Origin of the sequence: Streptomyces sp. NPDC005566, from assembly GCF_040605575.1 — a bacterium.
Classification (GTDB): Bacteria; Actinomycetota; Actinomycetes; order Streptomycetales; family Streptomycetaceae; genus Streptomyces.
Map to the genome: position 1 here is coordinate 163,134 of NZ_JBEXDB010000010.1, position 15,225 is coordinate 178,358.

The 15,225-nt window shown below is 70.4% G+C and carries 12 protein-coding genes and 1 pseudogene; 3 read left to right on the forward strand and 10 right to left on the reverse strand.

Going from position 1 to position 15,225, the window contains the following annotated elements:
• Window positions 1-117 precede the first annotated feature (117 nt).
• The 5 genes from ABZS61_RS18145 to ABZS61_RS18165 all read right to left on the reverse strand — a co-directional run bounded on the left by ABZS61_RS18145 (window position 118) and on the right by ABZS61_RS18165 (window position 5,196).
• A complete protein-coding gene (locus ABZS61_RS18145; protein ID WP_356421529.1) occupies window positions 118-498 on the reverse strand; it encodes a hypothetical protein in 381 nt (126 codons plus the stop codon).
• A gap of 131 nt (window positions 499-629) precedes the next feature.
• Window positions 630-1,988, reverse strand: a complete 1,359-nt coding sequence (locus ABZS61_RS18150) for a GH1 family beta-glucosidase (protein ID WP_356421531.1) — start codon at window positions 1,986-1,988, stop codon at window positions 630-632.
• A gap of 20 nt (window positions 1,989-2,008) precedes the next feature.
• Window positions 2,009-2,848: a carbohydrate ABC transporter permease gene (locus ABZS61_RS18155; RefSeq protein WP_356421823.1), complete on the reverse strand. Its 840-nt coding sequence runs from the start codon at window positions 2,846-2,848 to the stop codon at window positions 2,009-2,011.
• A gap of 16 nt (window positions 2,849-2,864) precedes the next feature.
• Window positions 2,865-3,872, reverse strand: coding sequence for a sugar ABC transporter permease (locus tag ABZS61_RS18160; protein WP_356421534.1), 1,008 nt, complete (start codon window positions 3,870-3,872; stop codon window positions 2,865-2,867).
• A 10-nt stretch (window positions 3,873-3,882) separates the two neighbouring features.
• Window positions 3,883-5,196 (reverse strand): sugar ABC transporter substrate-binding protein, encoded by a 1,314-nt coding sequence (locus ABZS61_RS18165; RefSeq protein ID WP_356421537.1) that lies wholly within the window; start codon window positions 5,194-5,196, stop codon window positions 3,883-3,885.
• 143 nt (window positions 5,197-5,339) lie between these two features.
• Here ABZS61_RS18165 and ABZS61_RS18170 point away from each other — a divergent pair, with 143 nt between their 5' ends.
• The gene (locus ABZS61_RS18170; protein ID WP_356421540.1) at window positions 5,340-6,677 is read left to right on the forward strand and encodes an ROK family transcriptional regulator; all 1,338 of its coding nucleotides are present in this window, start codon (window positions 5,340-5,342) and stop codon (window positions 6,675-6,677) included.
• A gap of 183 nt (window positions 6,678-6,860) precedes the next feature.
• Here ABZS61_RS18170 and ABZS61_RS18175 read toward each other — a convergent pair whose 3' ends face one another.
• The 3 genes from ABZS61_RS18175 to ABZS61_RS18185 form a co-directional block, all read right to left on the reverse strand.
• Window positions 6,861-7,172 carry a glycosyltransferase gene (locus tag ABZS61_RS18175; RefSeq protein ID WP_356421543.1) on the reverse strand — a complete coding sequence of 104 codons (312 nt, stop codon included), beginning with the start codon at window positions 7,170-7,172 and terminating at the stop codon, window positions 6,861-6,863.
• Window positions 7,173-7,308: 136 nt separating this feature from the next.
• Entirely contained in the window at window positions 7,309-8,391 is a 1,083-nt protein-coding gene (locus tag ABZS61_RS18180; RefSeq protein ID WP_356421546.1) for a LacI family DNA-binding transcriptional regulator, read from the reverse strand.
• A 16-nt stretch (window positions 8,392-8,407) separates the two neighbouring features.
• A complete protein-coding gene (locus ABZS61_RS18185; protein ID WP_356421549.1) occupies window positions 8,408-10,900 on the reverse strand; it encodes a glycoside hydrolase family 3 C-terminal domain-containing protein in 2,493 nt (830 codons plus the stop codon).
• 209 nt (window positions 10,901-11,109) lie between these two features.
• On the opposite strand from ABZS61_RS18185, the gene ABZS61_RS18190 reads away from it, so the two are divergent.
• Entirely contained in the window at window positions 11,110-12,429 is a 1,320-nt protein-coding gene (locus tag ABZS61_RS18190; RefSeq protein ID WP_356421552.1) for a peptidoglycan DD-metalloendopeptidase family protein, read from the forward strand.
• On the opposite strand, the gene ABZS61_RS18195 is transcribed toward ABZS61_RS18190, so the two are convergent.
• On the reverse strand, window positions 12,399-13,547 hold the full coding sequence (locus ABZS61_RS18195; RefSeq protein WP_356421555.1) for a DMT family transporter: 1,149 nt from the start codon (window positions 13,545-13,547) through the stop codon (window positions 12,399-12,401). The two genes, ABZS61_RS18190 and ABZS61_RS18195, sit on opposite strands and share 31 nt — an antisense overlap.
• Window positions 13,548-13,837: 290 nt before the next feature.
• On the opposite strand from ABZS61_RS18195, the pseudogene ABZS61_RS18200 reads away from it, so the two are divergent.
• A pseudogene (locus ABZS61_RS18200) lies at window positions 13,838-14,660 on the forward strand (glycoside hydrolase domain-containing protein); the annotation flags it as partial.
• Here the strand turns inward: ABZS61_RS18200 and ABZS61_RS18205 are convergent.
• Window positions 14,650-15,105: an ATP-binding protein gene (locus tag ABZS61_RS18205; RefSeq protein ID WP_356421558.1), complete on the reverse strand. Its 456-nt coding sequence runs from the start codon at window positions 15,103-15,105 to the stop codon at window positions 14,650-14,652. The pseudogene ABZS61_RS18200 and the gene ABZS61_RS18205 sit on opposite strands and share 11 nt — an antisense overlap.
• Window positions 15,106-15,225 lie beyond the last annotated feature (120 nt).

Sequence of the window (15,225 nt, forward strand, 5' to 3'; positions counted from 1 at the left end):
AGGGAAGTCCGCGGCGGGCCACGGAGATCCGTGGCCCGCCGCGGACTCTTGCTGTCATCTGGGGGTCGTCGCCCGGACACCGGGGCGCTGCGGCCCGTACGGTCCGAACGAGAAGGCCTAGGGGGAATCCTCGGGGCCGTCGTCGTCGGAGCTCAGCTCCTCGGCGCGCAGGGCGAGGTCCTGCAGGACGTCGGCGGACGTCACCTCTCCCTGGCCGGAGTCGTGGACCTGAGCGAGCGCGATGAAGGCCAGGGTGAATGCACCGACCAGTTGTTCGACGGCGCCGCCTACTTCCCTGCCCACAAGAAGGGCCATCTCCTCGACGGTCGCGTCTCCGGGAATGGCGATGTGGGGCATCGTCTCGTTGAGAAGAGTCGTCACGATGCTTCCGCCCGCGTCCGGGTCGTGCCCGTTCGCGTCCTCCTCGGCGTGGCGCTGCATCTCGCCCGCCTCCGTGAGGATGCCGATCACTCGCTTGAGGACTTCACTCTGCTCCATACGGTGAGCATATGCGTCGGGGACCGTCCGCATGAGTGCCGCCCGACGGTGTGCCGAACGGCCGAAGCCCCCGGACACGGGCATCCGTGGATGCCGTGTCCGGGGGCTTCGGCCGTGGTCGGGCGTCGGGTTCAGGCCGCCTTGCGGGGCCTGCCGCCCGAGGCCTCGCGGATCAGCTCCGCATAGCGCCGGCCGCTGCTCTTGACCGTGCGGCGCTGGGTGGCGTAGTCGACGTGGACCAGGCCGAAGCGCTTGTCGTATCCGTAGGCCCATTCGAAGTTGTCGAGCAGTGACCAGGCGAAGTAGCCCGCCAGCGGTGCGCCCTTGCGTACGGCGCGGGCACAGGCCTCCAGGTGCTCCTCCAGGTACCGGGTGCGCTCCGGGTCGTGCACCGAGCCGTCGGCCTGGACGACGTCCTGGTAGGCCGAGCCGTTCTCGGTGACGTAGATGCGCTGTGAGCCGTACTCCTCGGTGAGCCGCAGCAGCAGCTGCTCCAGCCCGTCGGAGTGGACCTCCCAGTCCATGTGGGTGTGCCGGGAGCCCGGCAGGTAGATCTGCTTGGCGTTGGGTACAGGTCCGCGCTCGTCGGCGGTGACGACCTGGCGGAAGTAGTAGTTCAAGCCCAGCCAGTCCAGCGGCGCCGCGATGGTCTCCAGGTCACCCGGCTGCACGGGCAGCTCCACCCCGTACAGGTCGACCATGTCCTGCGGGTAGCCCCGGCCGTGGATGGGGTCCAGCCACCAGCGGTTGACGTGGCCGTCGGCACGGAGGGCGGCGGCGCGGTCGGCCTCGCTGCTGCTCGCCGGCTCGATCGGGCTGAGGTTGTTGACGATGCCGACACGGGCGTCCGGGGACTGCGCGCGGATCGCCTGCACGGCCAGACCGTGCCCGAGGTGCAGGTGGTACGAGGCGCGGACGGCGGCCGTCAGGTCGGTGAGACCCGGTGCCATCCGGCCTTCCAGATGGCCGACCCACGCCGAGCAGAGCGGCTCGTTGAGGGTCGCCCAGTCCTTCACCCGGTCGCCGAGGCGCTCGACGACGACGGAGGTGTACGCCGCGAAGTGCTCGGCGGTCTCGCGGACGGTCCAGCCGCCGCGGTCCTGCAGGGCCTGCGGCAGGTCCCAGTGGTAGAGCGTGGCGAACGGGGTGATCCCGGCGTCCAGGAGACCGTCGACCAGCCGGTCGTAGAAGTCGAGTCCCGCCTTGTTCACCGGTCCGTCTCCGCCCGGCACGATCCGAGGCCAGGCGAGCGAGAAGCGGTAGGCCTCCGCGCCGAGCTGTTTGATCAGGCCGATGTCCTCGGGGACCCGGTGGTAGTGGTCGCAGGCCACGTCGCCGGTGTCACCGTTGTCGATGGCGCCGGGGGTGTGCGAGAAGGTGTCCCAGATCGAGGGGGAGCGGCCGTCCTCGGACACCGCTCCCTCGATCTGGTACGCGGCCGTGGCGACGCCCCAGACGAAGTCTGCCGGGAGGGCGTTGAGGCTGTTCAATGACTGCCTTTCCGTTTCGGTCACTTGACGGCGCCCGCGGTGAGTCCGGCGACGAGGTAGCGCTGCAGGAGCAGGAATCCCGCGACGACGGGCACGCTGACCACCAGCGACGCCGCCATGACCTGGTTCCAGTAGACGTCGTTCAAGGTGGCGTATCCCTGGAGTCCCACGGCCAGGGTGCGGGTGGCGTCGTTGGTCATCACGGACGCGAAGAGCACCTCGCCCCAGGCGGTCATGAACGCGTAGACCGACACGGCGACGATCCCCGGCACCGCGGCCGGCACGACGACCTGGAACAGGGCCCTGACCGGGCCGCAGCCGTCCACCAGGGCCGCCTCGTCCAGGTCCTTCGGGATGGAGTCGAAGTAGCCGATCAGCATCCAGATGGAGAAGGGGAGCGAGAACGTCAGGTAGGTGAGGATCAGGCCGCCGCGCGAGCCGTACAGCGCGAGGCCGGTGCTGTTGCCGATGTTGACGAAGATCAGGAACAGCGGGAGCAGGAAGAGGATCCCCGGGAACATCTGTGTGGAGAGCACCGTGACGGTGAAGACGCGCTTGCCACGGAAGCTGTAGCGGCTCACGGCGTAGGCCGAGAACACCGCGATGGTCACCGAGAGCACCGTCGCGGAAGCCGCCACGATCAGCGAGTTCATGAAGTACTTGGCGAGCGGGACGGTCTCCCAGATGTCGAAGTACGGCTGGATGGTCAGCGCGGACGGGATCCACTGGAACTTCCCCGACACGTCCTGGAGCGGTTTCAGCGAGCTGCTGACCATGACGTACACCGGCAGCAGGACGAAGGCCGCCAGCAGGGTCAGGACGACACGGCGGGTCCAGAGGAAGGACGGGGGCGCGGCCATGGGGGACCGGGCGTGGCTAGGCATGGGAGCCCTTCCTTCCGCGTGAGGTGAGGAACAGGTAGACGGCCGTGACGACCAGCAGGAAGAGGAGCAGCAGCACGGACATCGCCGAGCCGCTGCCGAAGTTCCAGGTGACGAACGACGACTGGTAGATGTGGATCGAGATCAGGTCGGCGTTCTCCGGCGCGGATTTCCCGAACAGCACGTACGGCGTGTTGAAGTCGTTGAACGTCCACAGGAACAGGACGAGCACCAGTACCTGGTTGACGGGCCGCAGCGAGGGAAGCGTGATCTTGCGGATCTGCTGCCAGATGCCGGCGCCGTCGATCGAGGCCGCCTCGTACAGCTCGCGCGGGATGTTCTGCAGGCCTGCCATCAGCATGAGGAAGGCGAACGGCCAGCCCTTCCAGACCGAGACGATGATCAGCGCGTAGATGCTGTTGTCGCCGATCAGCCAGAAGGACGGCTCGTCCGTCAGCCCCAGCTGGTCATGGAGCACGTGGTTCACCAGCCCGTTGTCCCGCTGGAACATGAAGGCCCAGGTGATGACGGCCGCGTAGACCGGCAGGGCGTACGGGACGAGGAACACCGCCCGCAGGAAGCCCCGGCCGCGAAAGTTCTCCTGCAGCATGATCGCTGCGGCGACTCCGAACAGCCAGGCCAGGCCGACGGAGAAGAAGGTGAAGACACAGGTGACGAGGAACGAGTGCAGCAGTGCCTCGCCGATCGGGGCGTTGAAGTCGACGGCGATGCTGTAGTTGTCGAGTCCGGTCCAGGGCGCCCCGGCCCAGTTGTTGATGTAGAACTGCGTGAACTGGCGGAAGCTCATCATCATTCCGATGGCCATCGGGATGATGTGGATCAGCAGTTCGAGCAGGACGGCGGGGAGCAGGAGGAGATAGGGCAGTCCGCCGCGGCGGATCCGGTCGGGGATGCGCGGCAGTCTCCTGCGCGCACCCCCGGTGCCCGTGCTCGTCACCCTGTCCGACTTGTCGACCTGGGGATCGGTGGTCACGGCGGTCATGAAGAGTGCCTCACTGCTGCATCGTCTGCTGGGCCTTGTCCAGGCGCGCCTTGACGGTCTCGGTGGTGATCGGCTTCCCTGCGGCGGCCTCGGCCCACAGCTCCTTGATCGCCGTACCCACGGCGGTCTCGAACTGCGACTCGTTGGGGACCTGGGGGAGCGGGGCGGCGCTTGTGGCGAGCGTGTCGCGCAGGACCTTCAGGTCGGGGGCCGAGAACGCCGGGTCGGCCTGGGCCGCCTTGACCGGGGGAATCGCGCCGTAGGTCTTGTTGAGGAGCTTCTGCTCCTCGTCGCTGGTCATGAACTTCACGAACTTCTTGGCGCCGTCGATGTTCTTGGTGTTCTTGAACACGGCCATGTTGATGCCGGCGACCATCGAGTTGGTGTTCTTGCCCGTGCCGGGTGCGCCCGACTCCACGGGGACGGGGGCGACACCCCAGTCCTCGGGCTTCATGCCCTGGGCGGCGAAGGTGGTCGCGGCGGCCTGCCACAGCACCATCGCCGTCTCGCCCTTGGCGAAGTCCGTGAGTGACTGGTTCTGGGCGTACTCAGCGTTGCCCGGGGCGATGATCTTGTCCTTGGCCATCAGGTCGATGTACTGCTTCACGGCGGCGACCGCACCGTCGGAGGTGAAGGTCGCCTTGCCGGACGCGTCGAAGAAGTCGGCTCCGTGCTGCTGGCCGAGGACGAAGGCCTGGTGGATGTTGTTCGAGAGGTTCGCGCCCTCGGCGCCCAGCCCCCACTTGCCGTCCTTCGACAGCTTCTTGCCGGTGGCGACCAGTTCGTCCCAGGTGGCGGGCGGCGCGGTGATGCCGGCCTCGGCGAACATCGCCTTGTTGTAGTAGAGCGCGTACGCCAGCGAGTACAGCGGTACGGCGGCGGGCGGTTCGCCCTCCTTGCCGGCCGAGGCGACGGCCGAGTCGATGAAGCGGTCACGGCCGCCGATCGCCTCGAAGTTCTTGTCGTCCCACGGGAGCAGCGCGCCGGAGGCCTGCAGCGAGGCCGACCAGGTGTTGCCGATGTTCAGCACGTCGGGGCCCTGCCCGGACGTGGTCGCGGCGAGGATCCGATTCAGCAGGTCGGCCCAGGGGACGACCTCCAGCTTCACCTTGATCCCGGTCTCCTTCTCGAACTTCTTCAGCTCGGGAGTGAGGATCTTCTTGTCGGCCTCGATGCTGGGGCCCTGGTTGGACGCCCAGTACGTGAGGGTCTTGGGTGACTCGTTGCTGCCGCCGGACGACGACGTGCCGCCTCCGCAGCCGGTGACTCCGGCCGCGACGGACATGGCGAGGGTGACTGCTGCTGCGGCTCTGAGGTGACGCATGAAAGGTGGCCCCTTTCCGGGGATGGCTTCGTTCGAGACCCGAACGGCCGTCCTTCACTTAATTTATGACGTGATTTAAGAGGTGAAGGAAGTGTGCGTCAAGGGGTGAGGGCGGGGTATGTTTCCGGAACGAAGGGAGCAACATGGCTGAGCGCAGCAGACGGACCGTGCGTGACCTGCGAAGGGGCAATCGGGCGAGGGTATTGCAACGGTTGTATTTCGACGGCCCGCTGAGCCGTCAGGAGCTCGGTCCCGCGACGGGGCTGAGTTCGGGCTCCATCAGCAACGTGGTCGCCGAGCTGGCCGCGGAGGGTCTCCTGGAGGAGGCCGGAATCGTCGACTCCGACGGAGGGCGCCCCCGTACCCTGCTGCGGATCGCCCCGGGTGGCGGCCTGCTCGTGGGCATCGACATCGGTGAGACCCGGGTGCGCGTCGAGCTCTTCGACCTGTCGCTCACGGAACTGGCCCGCACCGAACGCCTGCTCGCCCAGCACGGCTACGACGTCGACCGCATCGTCAGGCACGTCCGTACCGGGGTGGCCGACGTCCTGCGCGACGCGGGTGCCGACCCGGCCAGGCTGCTCGGGATCGGCATCGGAGTGCCGGGCATAGTCGAACGCGAGGCATCCGGAGCCGCCGACGGCCGGGGCGCGGTCGTGCACGGCCAGACCATCGGCTGGAGCGCGGTCCCCTTCGAGCGGATGCTCCGCGACGCCGTCGACGTACCGCCGGAGGTGCCGTTCTTCATCGAGAACGGCGCCAAGACGCTGGGGCAGGCCGAAATGTGGTTCGGCGGCGGCCGGGGCGCCGAAGTCGCGGCCATCGCCCTCATCGGTTCAGGCGTGGGCGCCAGCGTGAACCGGGGAGAGATCCTCGACGAGGACCTGTCGAACGCCGCCCTGGAGTGGGGCCACACCACCGTGCAGGTGCGGGGCCGCCGCTGCCGCTGCGGTTCGATCGGATGCCTGGAGGCGTACGCCGGTGCGGAGGCCATGCGTGAGCGCTGGCACGAGGCCGGCGGCCCGCTGCCCGCGGACACCGACGACGAGGCCGCCCTCGCCGCGCTCCTGGCCGCCGCCTACCCGGGTCCTGGCCGCACCGCCCCGGACCCGGTGGCGGTCGCCATCCTGGACGAGACGGCCGAGTACCTGGGAGCCGCCCTGGCCGACCTCGTCAACCTGTTCCTGCCCGACCGGATCCTGCTCGGCGGCTGGGCAGGGCTGCTGATCGGCCCCCACCTGCTCCCGGACATCCGGCGGTACGCCCAGGAGTACGCGCTGAGGCACGCGGTGGCCCGCACCACGATCGAGATGGGTCACCTCGGTCCGGACGCGGTCACGGTGGGTGCCGCGACCCTGCCCCTGTCCGACTTCCTGGCCCGCGGCGGCAGCCGGCCCGCGACGGCTCCGGATCCCAACAACGCGCCCGGCCCGGCCCGGACAGCCGCGACCGCGCTGCGCAGCCGTACTGCGGCGGGCTGAGCCGGACCGCCCGGCGGCCGTGGTGGTGCACGTCGCGCCGACGCCGGGGCGAAGCGGTCCGGGGCCCCTTCGTGCGAGGCGATGGGGCCCGAGGGCCGTCGGTGGGACACCCCGGCCCGTCGGGGGGCTACCCGGGCGGAGCCGGGTACGCCTTCCGAAGGGCGAGGAGTCCGTGATCGGTCGTCAGAGCTGGACGAGCGCCTCCACGCGCATCCAGCCCCGGCCGTCGGCCGCCGCATCGGTGGTGACCATCGCGTAGCTGTACTCGTTGTAGCCCGCGCCCTCACAGGTCGAAGCGCCGACTATGTCACCGGCGTGCTTGGTCTTGACGACCACGCTGTTCGGGTTCGGGTTCTCGTACACCCCGGCGGTCGGCCACACGACCTTGTACTGGCATCCGAGCGGGGCCGCGCCGGCGCTCGATGCGGTGACGAGCGCACCGGTGAAGCCGAGTGCGGTGGCCAGGACGGCGGTGGTGAGTCGGGTCATGCGCATGAGTGCAGATGCTCCTCGGGAGACGACGATCTGTCAGGGCACAGGATGGTAAGCCCTTCGGGGTGACGCCGTGCACATCCGTACCCCCTACCGTCGGCCCGCCGGCCAGGAGCTCACCGGAGGCCCGGCCGGAGCATCATGCGGAATCCCTCACCACGAGGGCCGGTTCGTGGATCACCGAGGTCGCCGGGCTGTCCGGTGACGCGAGGCGGTCCAGCAGCAGTCGCGCCATCTCCGCCGCCATGTCCTCCACCGGCTGCCGCACCGTCGTGAGCGGCGGCCTGCAGGCGGAGGCCGCGCTGCTGTCGTCGAAGCCGATCACGGCCACGTCCGCGGGTACCCGCCTGCCATGCTCCCGCAGGACATGGCAGGCGCCCATGGCCATCAGGTCGTTTCCCGCGAACACCCCGTCCAGATCGGGGTGTTCCGTCAGCAGCCGTTCCATCGCGGCCTCGCCGCTCTCCTGGGTGAACTGTCCCTCGGCGATGGGGATGTACGGGTGTCCGCGCCGCGCCATCGTGTCCCGGAAGCCGGCCAGACGCTCCTGTCCCGCAGGCACGTCCAGCGGGCCGGTGATCGTGGCGATCCGACGGCAGCCGCGCGCCAGCAGATGCTCGGCGGCGAGCCCGGCTCCCTCCCGGTGGGCCAGATCGACATAACTGATCCGTACCGGCCGGGCGGGACGCGCGTACAGGACCGCGGGCAGTCCCGCGTCCGTGATCAGTCCCGGCAGCGGGTCCTCGGCGTGGGTCGACACGATCAGCGCCCCGTCGGCGCTGCCCTGTCGCAGGTAGGACACCACCTCGTCCCGGGCCCGCGGTGTCTCGGCGAACATCAGGACCGGGTGCATCCCCCTCGGCCGCAGGTAGTTGACGACTCCTGTCACCACCCGGCCGAAGAACGGGTCGGCGAAGACGCGGGCGGTGAAGGAGCGCCCGTCGGCCGCCCCCGCTCCGTCCCCTTCGTCGTCCGTCTCGACCCCCGCACCCGAGACGACCAGGACGATGGCGTCCGCCCGGCGCGTGACCAGGGAGCGCGCCGCGCGGTTGGGCGCGTATCCGGTGACGGAGACGGCCTGACGCACGGCCTCCTGGATCCCTGGGTCGACATTGCGCACTCCGTTGATGACCCGCGAGACGGTGGCGCGCGAAACGCCGGCCGCCCTCGCCACGTCCTCCAGGGTGGGTGCCGCACCGGCCGATCGCTGGTCATCCGTCATGAGCGCATTTATAGCATCAGCGGAGCAGTTGCGGAGAGCGCTCTCCCCTCTCGACGGGTCCACGTCCGGACGACGGCTCGCCCAGCGTGAGTTCCGCCTCCAGCAGCAGGTCGCCGGCCGAGCGACCGGCGAGCAGCCGGACTTCGCCGGGATCCGGTTCCCACCGCGACCGTGCTGTCGACCAGTGGGCCGTCGCCCTTCCCGCGACCCGGACCGTCGCCACGGCGCTCTGCCCCGGATCCGCCTCGACCGCCGCGTAACCGATCAGCCTGCGCACCGGCCGCTCCGTCCCGGAGGCGGGCCGGGACAGGTAGAGCTGAACGACCTCACGCCCGCGCCGCCTTCCTGTGTTGCACAGCCGTACCTGTACGTCGAAGGCATCCCCGGCCCTCGCCCTCTCCGGCGGCGACAACACCTCGTACCTCCACTGCGTGTAGCCGAGTCCGTGCCCGAACCAGTAGGCCGGTGCCGTACCCGACCGCAGCCAGGCGCGGTGGCCGATGTCGGACCCCTCCTCGTAGCGCAGCACCCCCTCGTCCGGGCGGGTCGTGAGCACCGGGACGTCCTCCTGGGCGACGCCCCACGTGGTCGGCAGCCGGCCCCCCGGCTCGGTACGGCCGAACAGGACGTCCGCGAGCCCGTCGCCGCCTTCCTGGCCGGGGAACCAGGCCAACAGCAGGGAGGGGACCAGGGTGTGCCACGGAAGGGCCACCGGGCCGCCGGAGTTCACGATCACCACCGTGCGCGGGTTGGCCCGTACGACCGCCCGGACGAGATCGTCCCGGCCGTCCGGCAGGCTGAGTCCCTCGCGGTCGTGGCCCTCCGACTCGCTCTCCTCGGTGGTGCCCACGACGACCACCGCGACATCCGAGGACCGCGCCGCGGCCACGGCGGCCGCGAGCGCCGCGTCGTCGTCACCCGCCGGGGGAGCCGCCGCCAGCACCGTCGCCACACCCGTCCCCGGCGCCAGGCCGCGCCGGGCGACGACCTCGACCTCGGTGTCCGCCCTCAGTACCGCCTCCGCCAGCCGGTAGGGAGGGGCGACATGGACACGCGTCGGGTCGTCGCTGTCGAGCGGGAACGTCCCACCGAGCACCTCCCGGCCGTCGACGCTCAACGACACAGGCCCCCAGCCGCCGACCGCCCAGGTCCACTTCCCGCCGGTGTCCGGCCTGACCAGCGTCCGGATCTCCACCGTCTCGGCTCCGTCCACCCTCACCGACGGCTCGACGATCCGGCCGGACAGCCGGTGCTCCGCGTGGAGTTCGGCGCCCGCAGCATCCAGCAGCCGGACGAGTACCCCCGGTTCGCCGTTGCGTGGATCACGGGACCAGGACCGGTCCAGGGGTCTCGGCAGGGCGGCGGGCGCCTGACCCGGGGCGTACGTCACCCGTGTGCCGCCGCCCACCGCCCGCTGGATGCCCTCCAGCGGTGACACGACGGAGGCCGGGAACACCTCCGCGCTGCCCCCGCCCTGGATCCGTACGTCGCGGGCAGGCGACCCGATCACGGCGATGCTGTTCAACCCCGCCGGATCCAGCGGCAGGAGCCCGCCCTCGTTGCGCAGCAGGACGGCCCCCGCCGCGGCGGCCCTGCGCAGCAGGGCGCGTTGGGCCACGGGGGAGACCGCGGGACGCCACACCAGCTCCGGGCGGCCCAGCGCAGCCACCCGGCCGGCCAGCCGCAGCAGCCTCCGCACCTTGTCGTCCAGCAACTGCTCGTCCACGAGGCCCTGTTCCACGGCGGCGAGCAGGCCGGCCGCCCATGGGCTGTAGGGACCCGGCATGGCCAGGTCCTGTGCCGAGCCCGCGGTGTCGATCAGGGTGCGCACCGCGCCCCAGTCGGAGATCACGGGTCCGTCGAATCCCCACTCGCTCTTCAGGGGCCGGTCCAGCAGCGGGGATGCGGCCATGGTGCAGCCGTTGACCTGGTTGTACGCGGACATGACCGCCCACACGCCTGCCTCGACGGCCGCCTCGAACGGGGCGAGGTAGACCTCGCGCAGGGTCTGCTCGTCGATCCGGACGTCGACGGTCAGCCGGTCGGTCTCGGAGTCGTTGCCGACGAAGTGCTTGGCGGTGGCGGCCACGCCGCCCGACTGGATGCCCCTGATCAGTGCGACCCCGGTGCGCCCGGTGAGCAGCGGGTCCTCGGAGAAGCACTCGAAGTGCCGCCCGCCCAGGGGCGAGCGGTGCAGGTTGAGTGTGGGGGCGAGGAGGACATCGACGCCCTTCCCGCGGGCCTCGGCCGCGAGCAGCGCACCCAGCTCGGTCACCAGCCGTTCGTCCCATGAGGCGCCGAGCGCGGTCGGCGAGGGCAGGACGAGCGAGGTCTCCCGTTCGTCCCAGGCCTCACCCCGTACTCCTGCGGGCCCGTCGGAGAACGTCAACGGGCGCAGACCGACAGCTGGTTCCCCGTGTGTCCGCCAGGTGGTGGAGCCCGTCAGCAGGCGTACCTTCTGCCCGAGGTCCAGCTTCTCCAGCAGGCGGTCGATCTCTTCATCCGTCATGCGGCCCTGCCCCTCACCCGCGCCTCGTTGGAGAGCGCTCTCCCGGTGTGCTCGGCACAGCGTCGCTGGCCGGGCAAGGCTCTGTCAATGGGGTGCCGCGGCAGAGGGCGTGGGCGACCGCGCAGTGGCCACTGACTTGTCACCACCCGTCGTCTGCACCTAAGTTGGCCGCTTGCGACGTGTCCTACTGTCAGTGGGGGAGCCAAGTCATGGCCGCGAACGGACGGCACCGCAGATATCAGCCCAGCCGTATCAACCGTGCCTCGCTCACGGTCACGGCGGGCGGCGCGGGCATCGCGCTACCGCTCCTCACGGCCGCTTCGGCAGGAGCAGCCTCGACCGATGTGTGGGAGAAGGTCGCCGCGTGCGAGTCGACCAGCAACTGGCACATCAACACCGGTAACGGCTACTACGGCGGCCTGCAGTTCACCCGTTCGACCTGGGCGGCCTTCGGCGGCACGGCCTACGCCGCGCGCGCCGACCTGGCCACCAAGGACCAGCAGATCGCCATCGCCGAGAAGGTGCTGGAGGGGCAGGGGCCCGGCGCCTGGCCGGCCTGCTCGGTGCGGGCCGGGCTGACACGGGGCGGCGACGCCCCCGACATCGCCCCGCAGACGAAACGCACAGCCGCCGACGCGGCGAAGACGGGTGCGAAGGCCGCACCGAGAACCGCACCGCAGTCCGGCTCGGCGAAGGCCGCCCCGGACACCCGGGCGGGCAAGGCGTCCGCATCGCCCACCGCTGTTCCGGGGAAGCGCGAGTCGTACACCGTGGCCCGTGGCGACTCCCTCTCCGGCATTGCCGCGACCGAACGGGTCCAGGGCGGCTGGCAGCGCCTCTACTCGGCGAACCGTGCCGTCGTCGGCGACGACCCCGACCTCATCCTGCCGGGACAGCGGCTGAGCCTCGAGGTGGCGGAGACGCCGAAGACCGCCGAACCCGCAGCGACGCAGGGGTCCCGGGGGGAGCGCGCCGGTTCGGCGAGCCGGGAGCGGGACGCCTCGAAGCAGGTCGCGCCGAAGCAGCGGGCCGCTCAGAAGGCCGATGAAGCGAAAGCTGCTCAGAAGGCCGCGCCCAAGCAGGCCGCCAAGCCGGTCGCCAAGCCCAAGCAGTCGGCCAAGCAGCACTCCGGCCTCACCGCACCCGTGACGGCCCGGACCGGAACCCCGTACCACCAGGCGGGTTCGTGGTCCAGCGGCTACCACACGGGCGTCGACTTCCCCGTGCCGACCGGTACCTCGGTCAAGGCCGTGGCGTCCGGGAAGGTCGTCTCGGCCGGCTGGGCGGGAGCCTACGGCTACGAGGTCGTCATCCGGCACAGCGACGGCAGGTACAGCCAGTACGCGCACCTGTCCTCGCTCCACGTGCGCGAGGGCCAGCAGGTGGGCAGCGGCCAGCGGATCGCGCGCTCGGGATCCACCGGCAACAGCACCGGCCCGCATCTGCACTTCGAGATCCGGACCGGCCCCGGCTACGGCTCCGACGTCGACCCGCTCGCCTATCTCAGGGCAGGCGGCGTCAGCATCTGAACTCCGCTGTACGGCCCCGGTGCGCTCCGTTCCGGGCGGGCTAAGTCGCCGCGGCGGGCAGGGCCTGCCAACGGCCGTTCCCGCTCCCCCTTGAACTCGACACGCCCCGTCGCGTGGTTCAGCGGCAGGGCGGTCGGTGCCGGAAACGGATCCGGTGCCGCCTTCGTGGGGGAGGGCAGGGGTTTCGGCGCCTCGGGGACCACAAGGGGCCGGTTCCCGTGGGCCTGTGGCTCGTCACCGTCCGCATCGGCCGCCGACCGCTGCGACGCCAGATGCCGGGCCCCCGTACGCTCCGCGGTAAGCCTCTGGGTGGTCAGCAGGACCAGCCCGCCCGCCGCCACCGCACCGCAGCCGAGCGCCAGAACCGTGCCGGTGATGCCGTAGCGGAACTGCTCCCCGAAGAGCGTGAGACCCACGGCTGCGGCGACCACCGGATTGACCACGGTGACCGTCGCGAGCGGAGCGGTCAGCCCGGCGCCCCGGTAGGCGGCCTGGGAGAGGAGCAGCCCCGAGGCGGCCAGGCCCGCGATCACCAGAAGCGTCGGCAGCCCCGACCCCACCGAGCCGGACGTCCATTCCATCGCCACGGTCTTGGTGAACACCGAGGCCATTCCGAAGGCCACACCGGCGCCCGTGGCCAGCACCACGCTGCGCGCCATGGGGCGGTGCAGGCCCTTGGCGAGAACGGTCACGACCGCCACCGCACCGAACGTCCCGGCGGCCAGCACCAGCTGCTCGGGTCCCGCCAGGGTGTGCGAGCCCGCACTCCCCGTGAGGGCCAGCAGGCCGGCCAGTCCGACCGTGGCCATGATCGCACCGCGCCAGGCGGTCTTCCCCGCCCTGCGGCGGACGAAGAGCGCCGCCATCGGGAGGGCGAAGACGATGGTCAGGGCGCCGAGCGGCTGGACGAGGCTGAGGGGCCCGTAGGCCAGTGCCACCACGTGCAGCACCGCGCCCACACCGTTGAGCGCCACGGCCGCCCACCAGACGGCGTTGCGCACCGGTGCGTACGGGCGGTCGTGACCGCCCGCGGCCACGCGCTCCTGGACGATCGCCCCGGCCGCATAGGCGACCGCGGAGATCAGTGACAGCAGCACGGACAACGCAAGGGAACTCATGTACACCACGATGTCCTGTCGGAGCCGCCCAGTCGTCGTCCTTGAGGCGGCGATTCGGCGTACTGCTCCAGTAGTACGTACATCACTCCTACGTCCTCCTCTCGACGGTAGTCCTCCTAGCCTCAGCCCTCAGAAGATGGGCCGTGGGACACACGGAGCGCTGACCGTCCGCTGCGGTGAGTACCCGAAACCGGAGGAACGGGAGAAAACCGACTGCGGGTGAGTGCTGCCGCCGAGTTCTGTGTGCCGTGAACCTTCGGCTCCGCGACCCTCGAGTACGGCTGTCGGGCGCGATGCTCGGCGAGAGGGCCGCCGATCTCGGCCACGATGCCCGTTGTCACCGGGAGCGTGCGCAGAACTACCACCGGATCTTCGACAGCTCGACCGGCTACTTCCGCTCCCGCGACGACGGCCTGACGCGAGGGCTTTACGAGGGCACGAGGGCACGTCCTGGCATTACCCGTGGCTCGTCCCGCAGGACCTTCCTGGCCTCGTCGGTCTGATCGGCGGTACGGACGTGACGAACGAGCGCCTCGACTCCTTCTTCGCGTACGAGCAGCTGCTCGCCGACGCGGCGAAGACGGTGCGCGAGGTGTGGGTCAACGGCCCGTACGACTACTACGACGCCGACACGTACATCCCACAGAACGAGCCCGACCTGAGCGCCCCGTGCACCTACCTGTCGACCGGGCAACCGTCGAAGACGACCGACGTGGTCCATGGTGGGCCCACGCTCTTCACCGACACCCCGACCGGCACGACGGGCAACGACGACGTGGTCACCATGTCCGCCTGGGACGTGCTCTCCTCGCTCGGATCTTCCCGGTCCAGCCCGACACCGACACCTGGGGCCTGTCCACGCCCGCCTTCGACCGGGTCGACCTGCCCCTGGACCGCCGCTCCTACCCGCGGGGTTCGTTCACCGTGCACGCTCCCGGCACCTCGGACACCGACCGCTCCATCCAGTCGGCCCGGCTCGATGGGGCGGAGCAGTCCAGGACGTACCTCACCGCCGAGGACATCCGCTCGGCACGTTCGCTCTCCTTCGACGTGGGCAGCGAGCCCCGGGCCACACGGTCCGGGGCGGGGCGCCGCCGCAGGTTCAGGTACTGAGCTGGAACTCGGCCCGGATGCGCTTGCCCACAGGGACCCGCTCGGCCGTGACGCGGTCGCAGAGCGCCACAACGATCTCCATGCCGTGCCCGCCGAGACGGGCGGGATCAGGGGCGTAGAGGACCGGGAGCGCCGTACTGCTGTCGTACACCGTGACGCTGATGCGGTCCGCGTTCCCCTCGAGTTCCAGCAGGTAGGGGCCGTGGCTGTAGCGGTCCGCGTTGGTGACGAGTTCGCTCACCGCCAGCATCAGATCGCTGCGGGTGTGCTCACCGAGGACCGCGAGCCATTCCGCCGCGAGCCGTGCCAGGAATCGGTCGGCCAGGGTGCGGGCCTGCGCGATGCATCCCGGTTCGCCGTCGAACACCTCGGCAGCGAGCAGAACCTCCGTGACCGTAGACCCCTGCACGGGGTCGTCCGGCCGTGAGGTGGCCTGTTCGTTCATGTGCTCCAGCCAGGGCGCCGCAGGGGAGGTCGAAGACCTCTTCTCGCCGTTCGTCTACCCGCGTCGAGAGATCCCACTCCGGGAGATTTCTCAGATCTTACGCACGACGGGGCGTCCTTA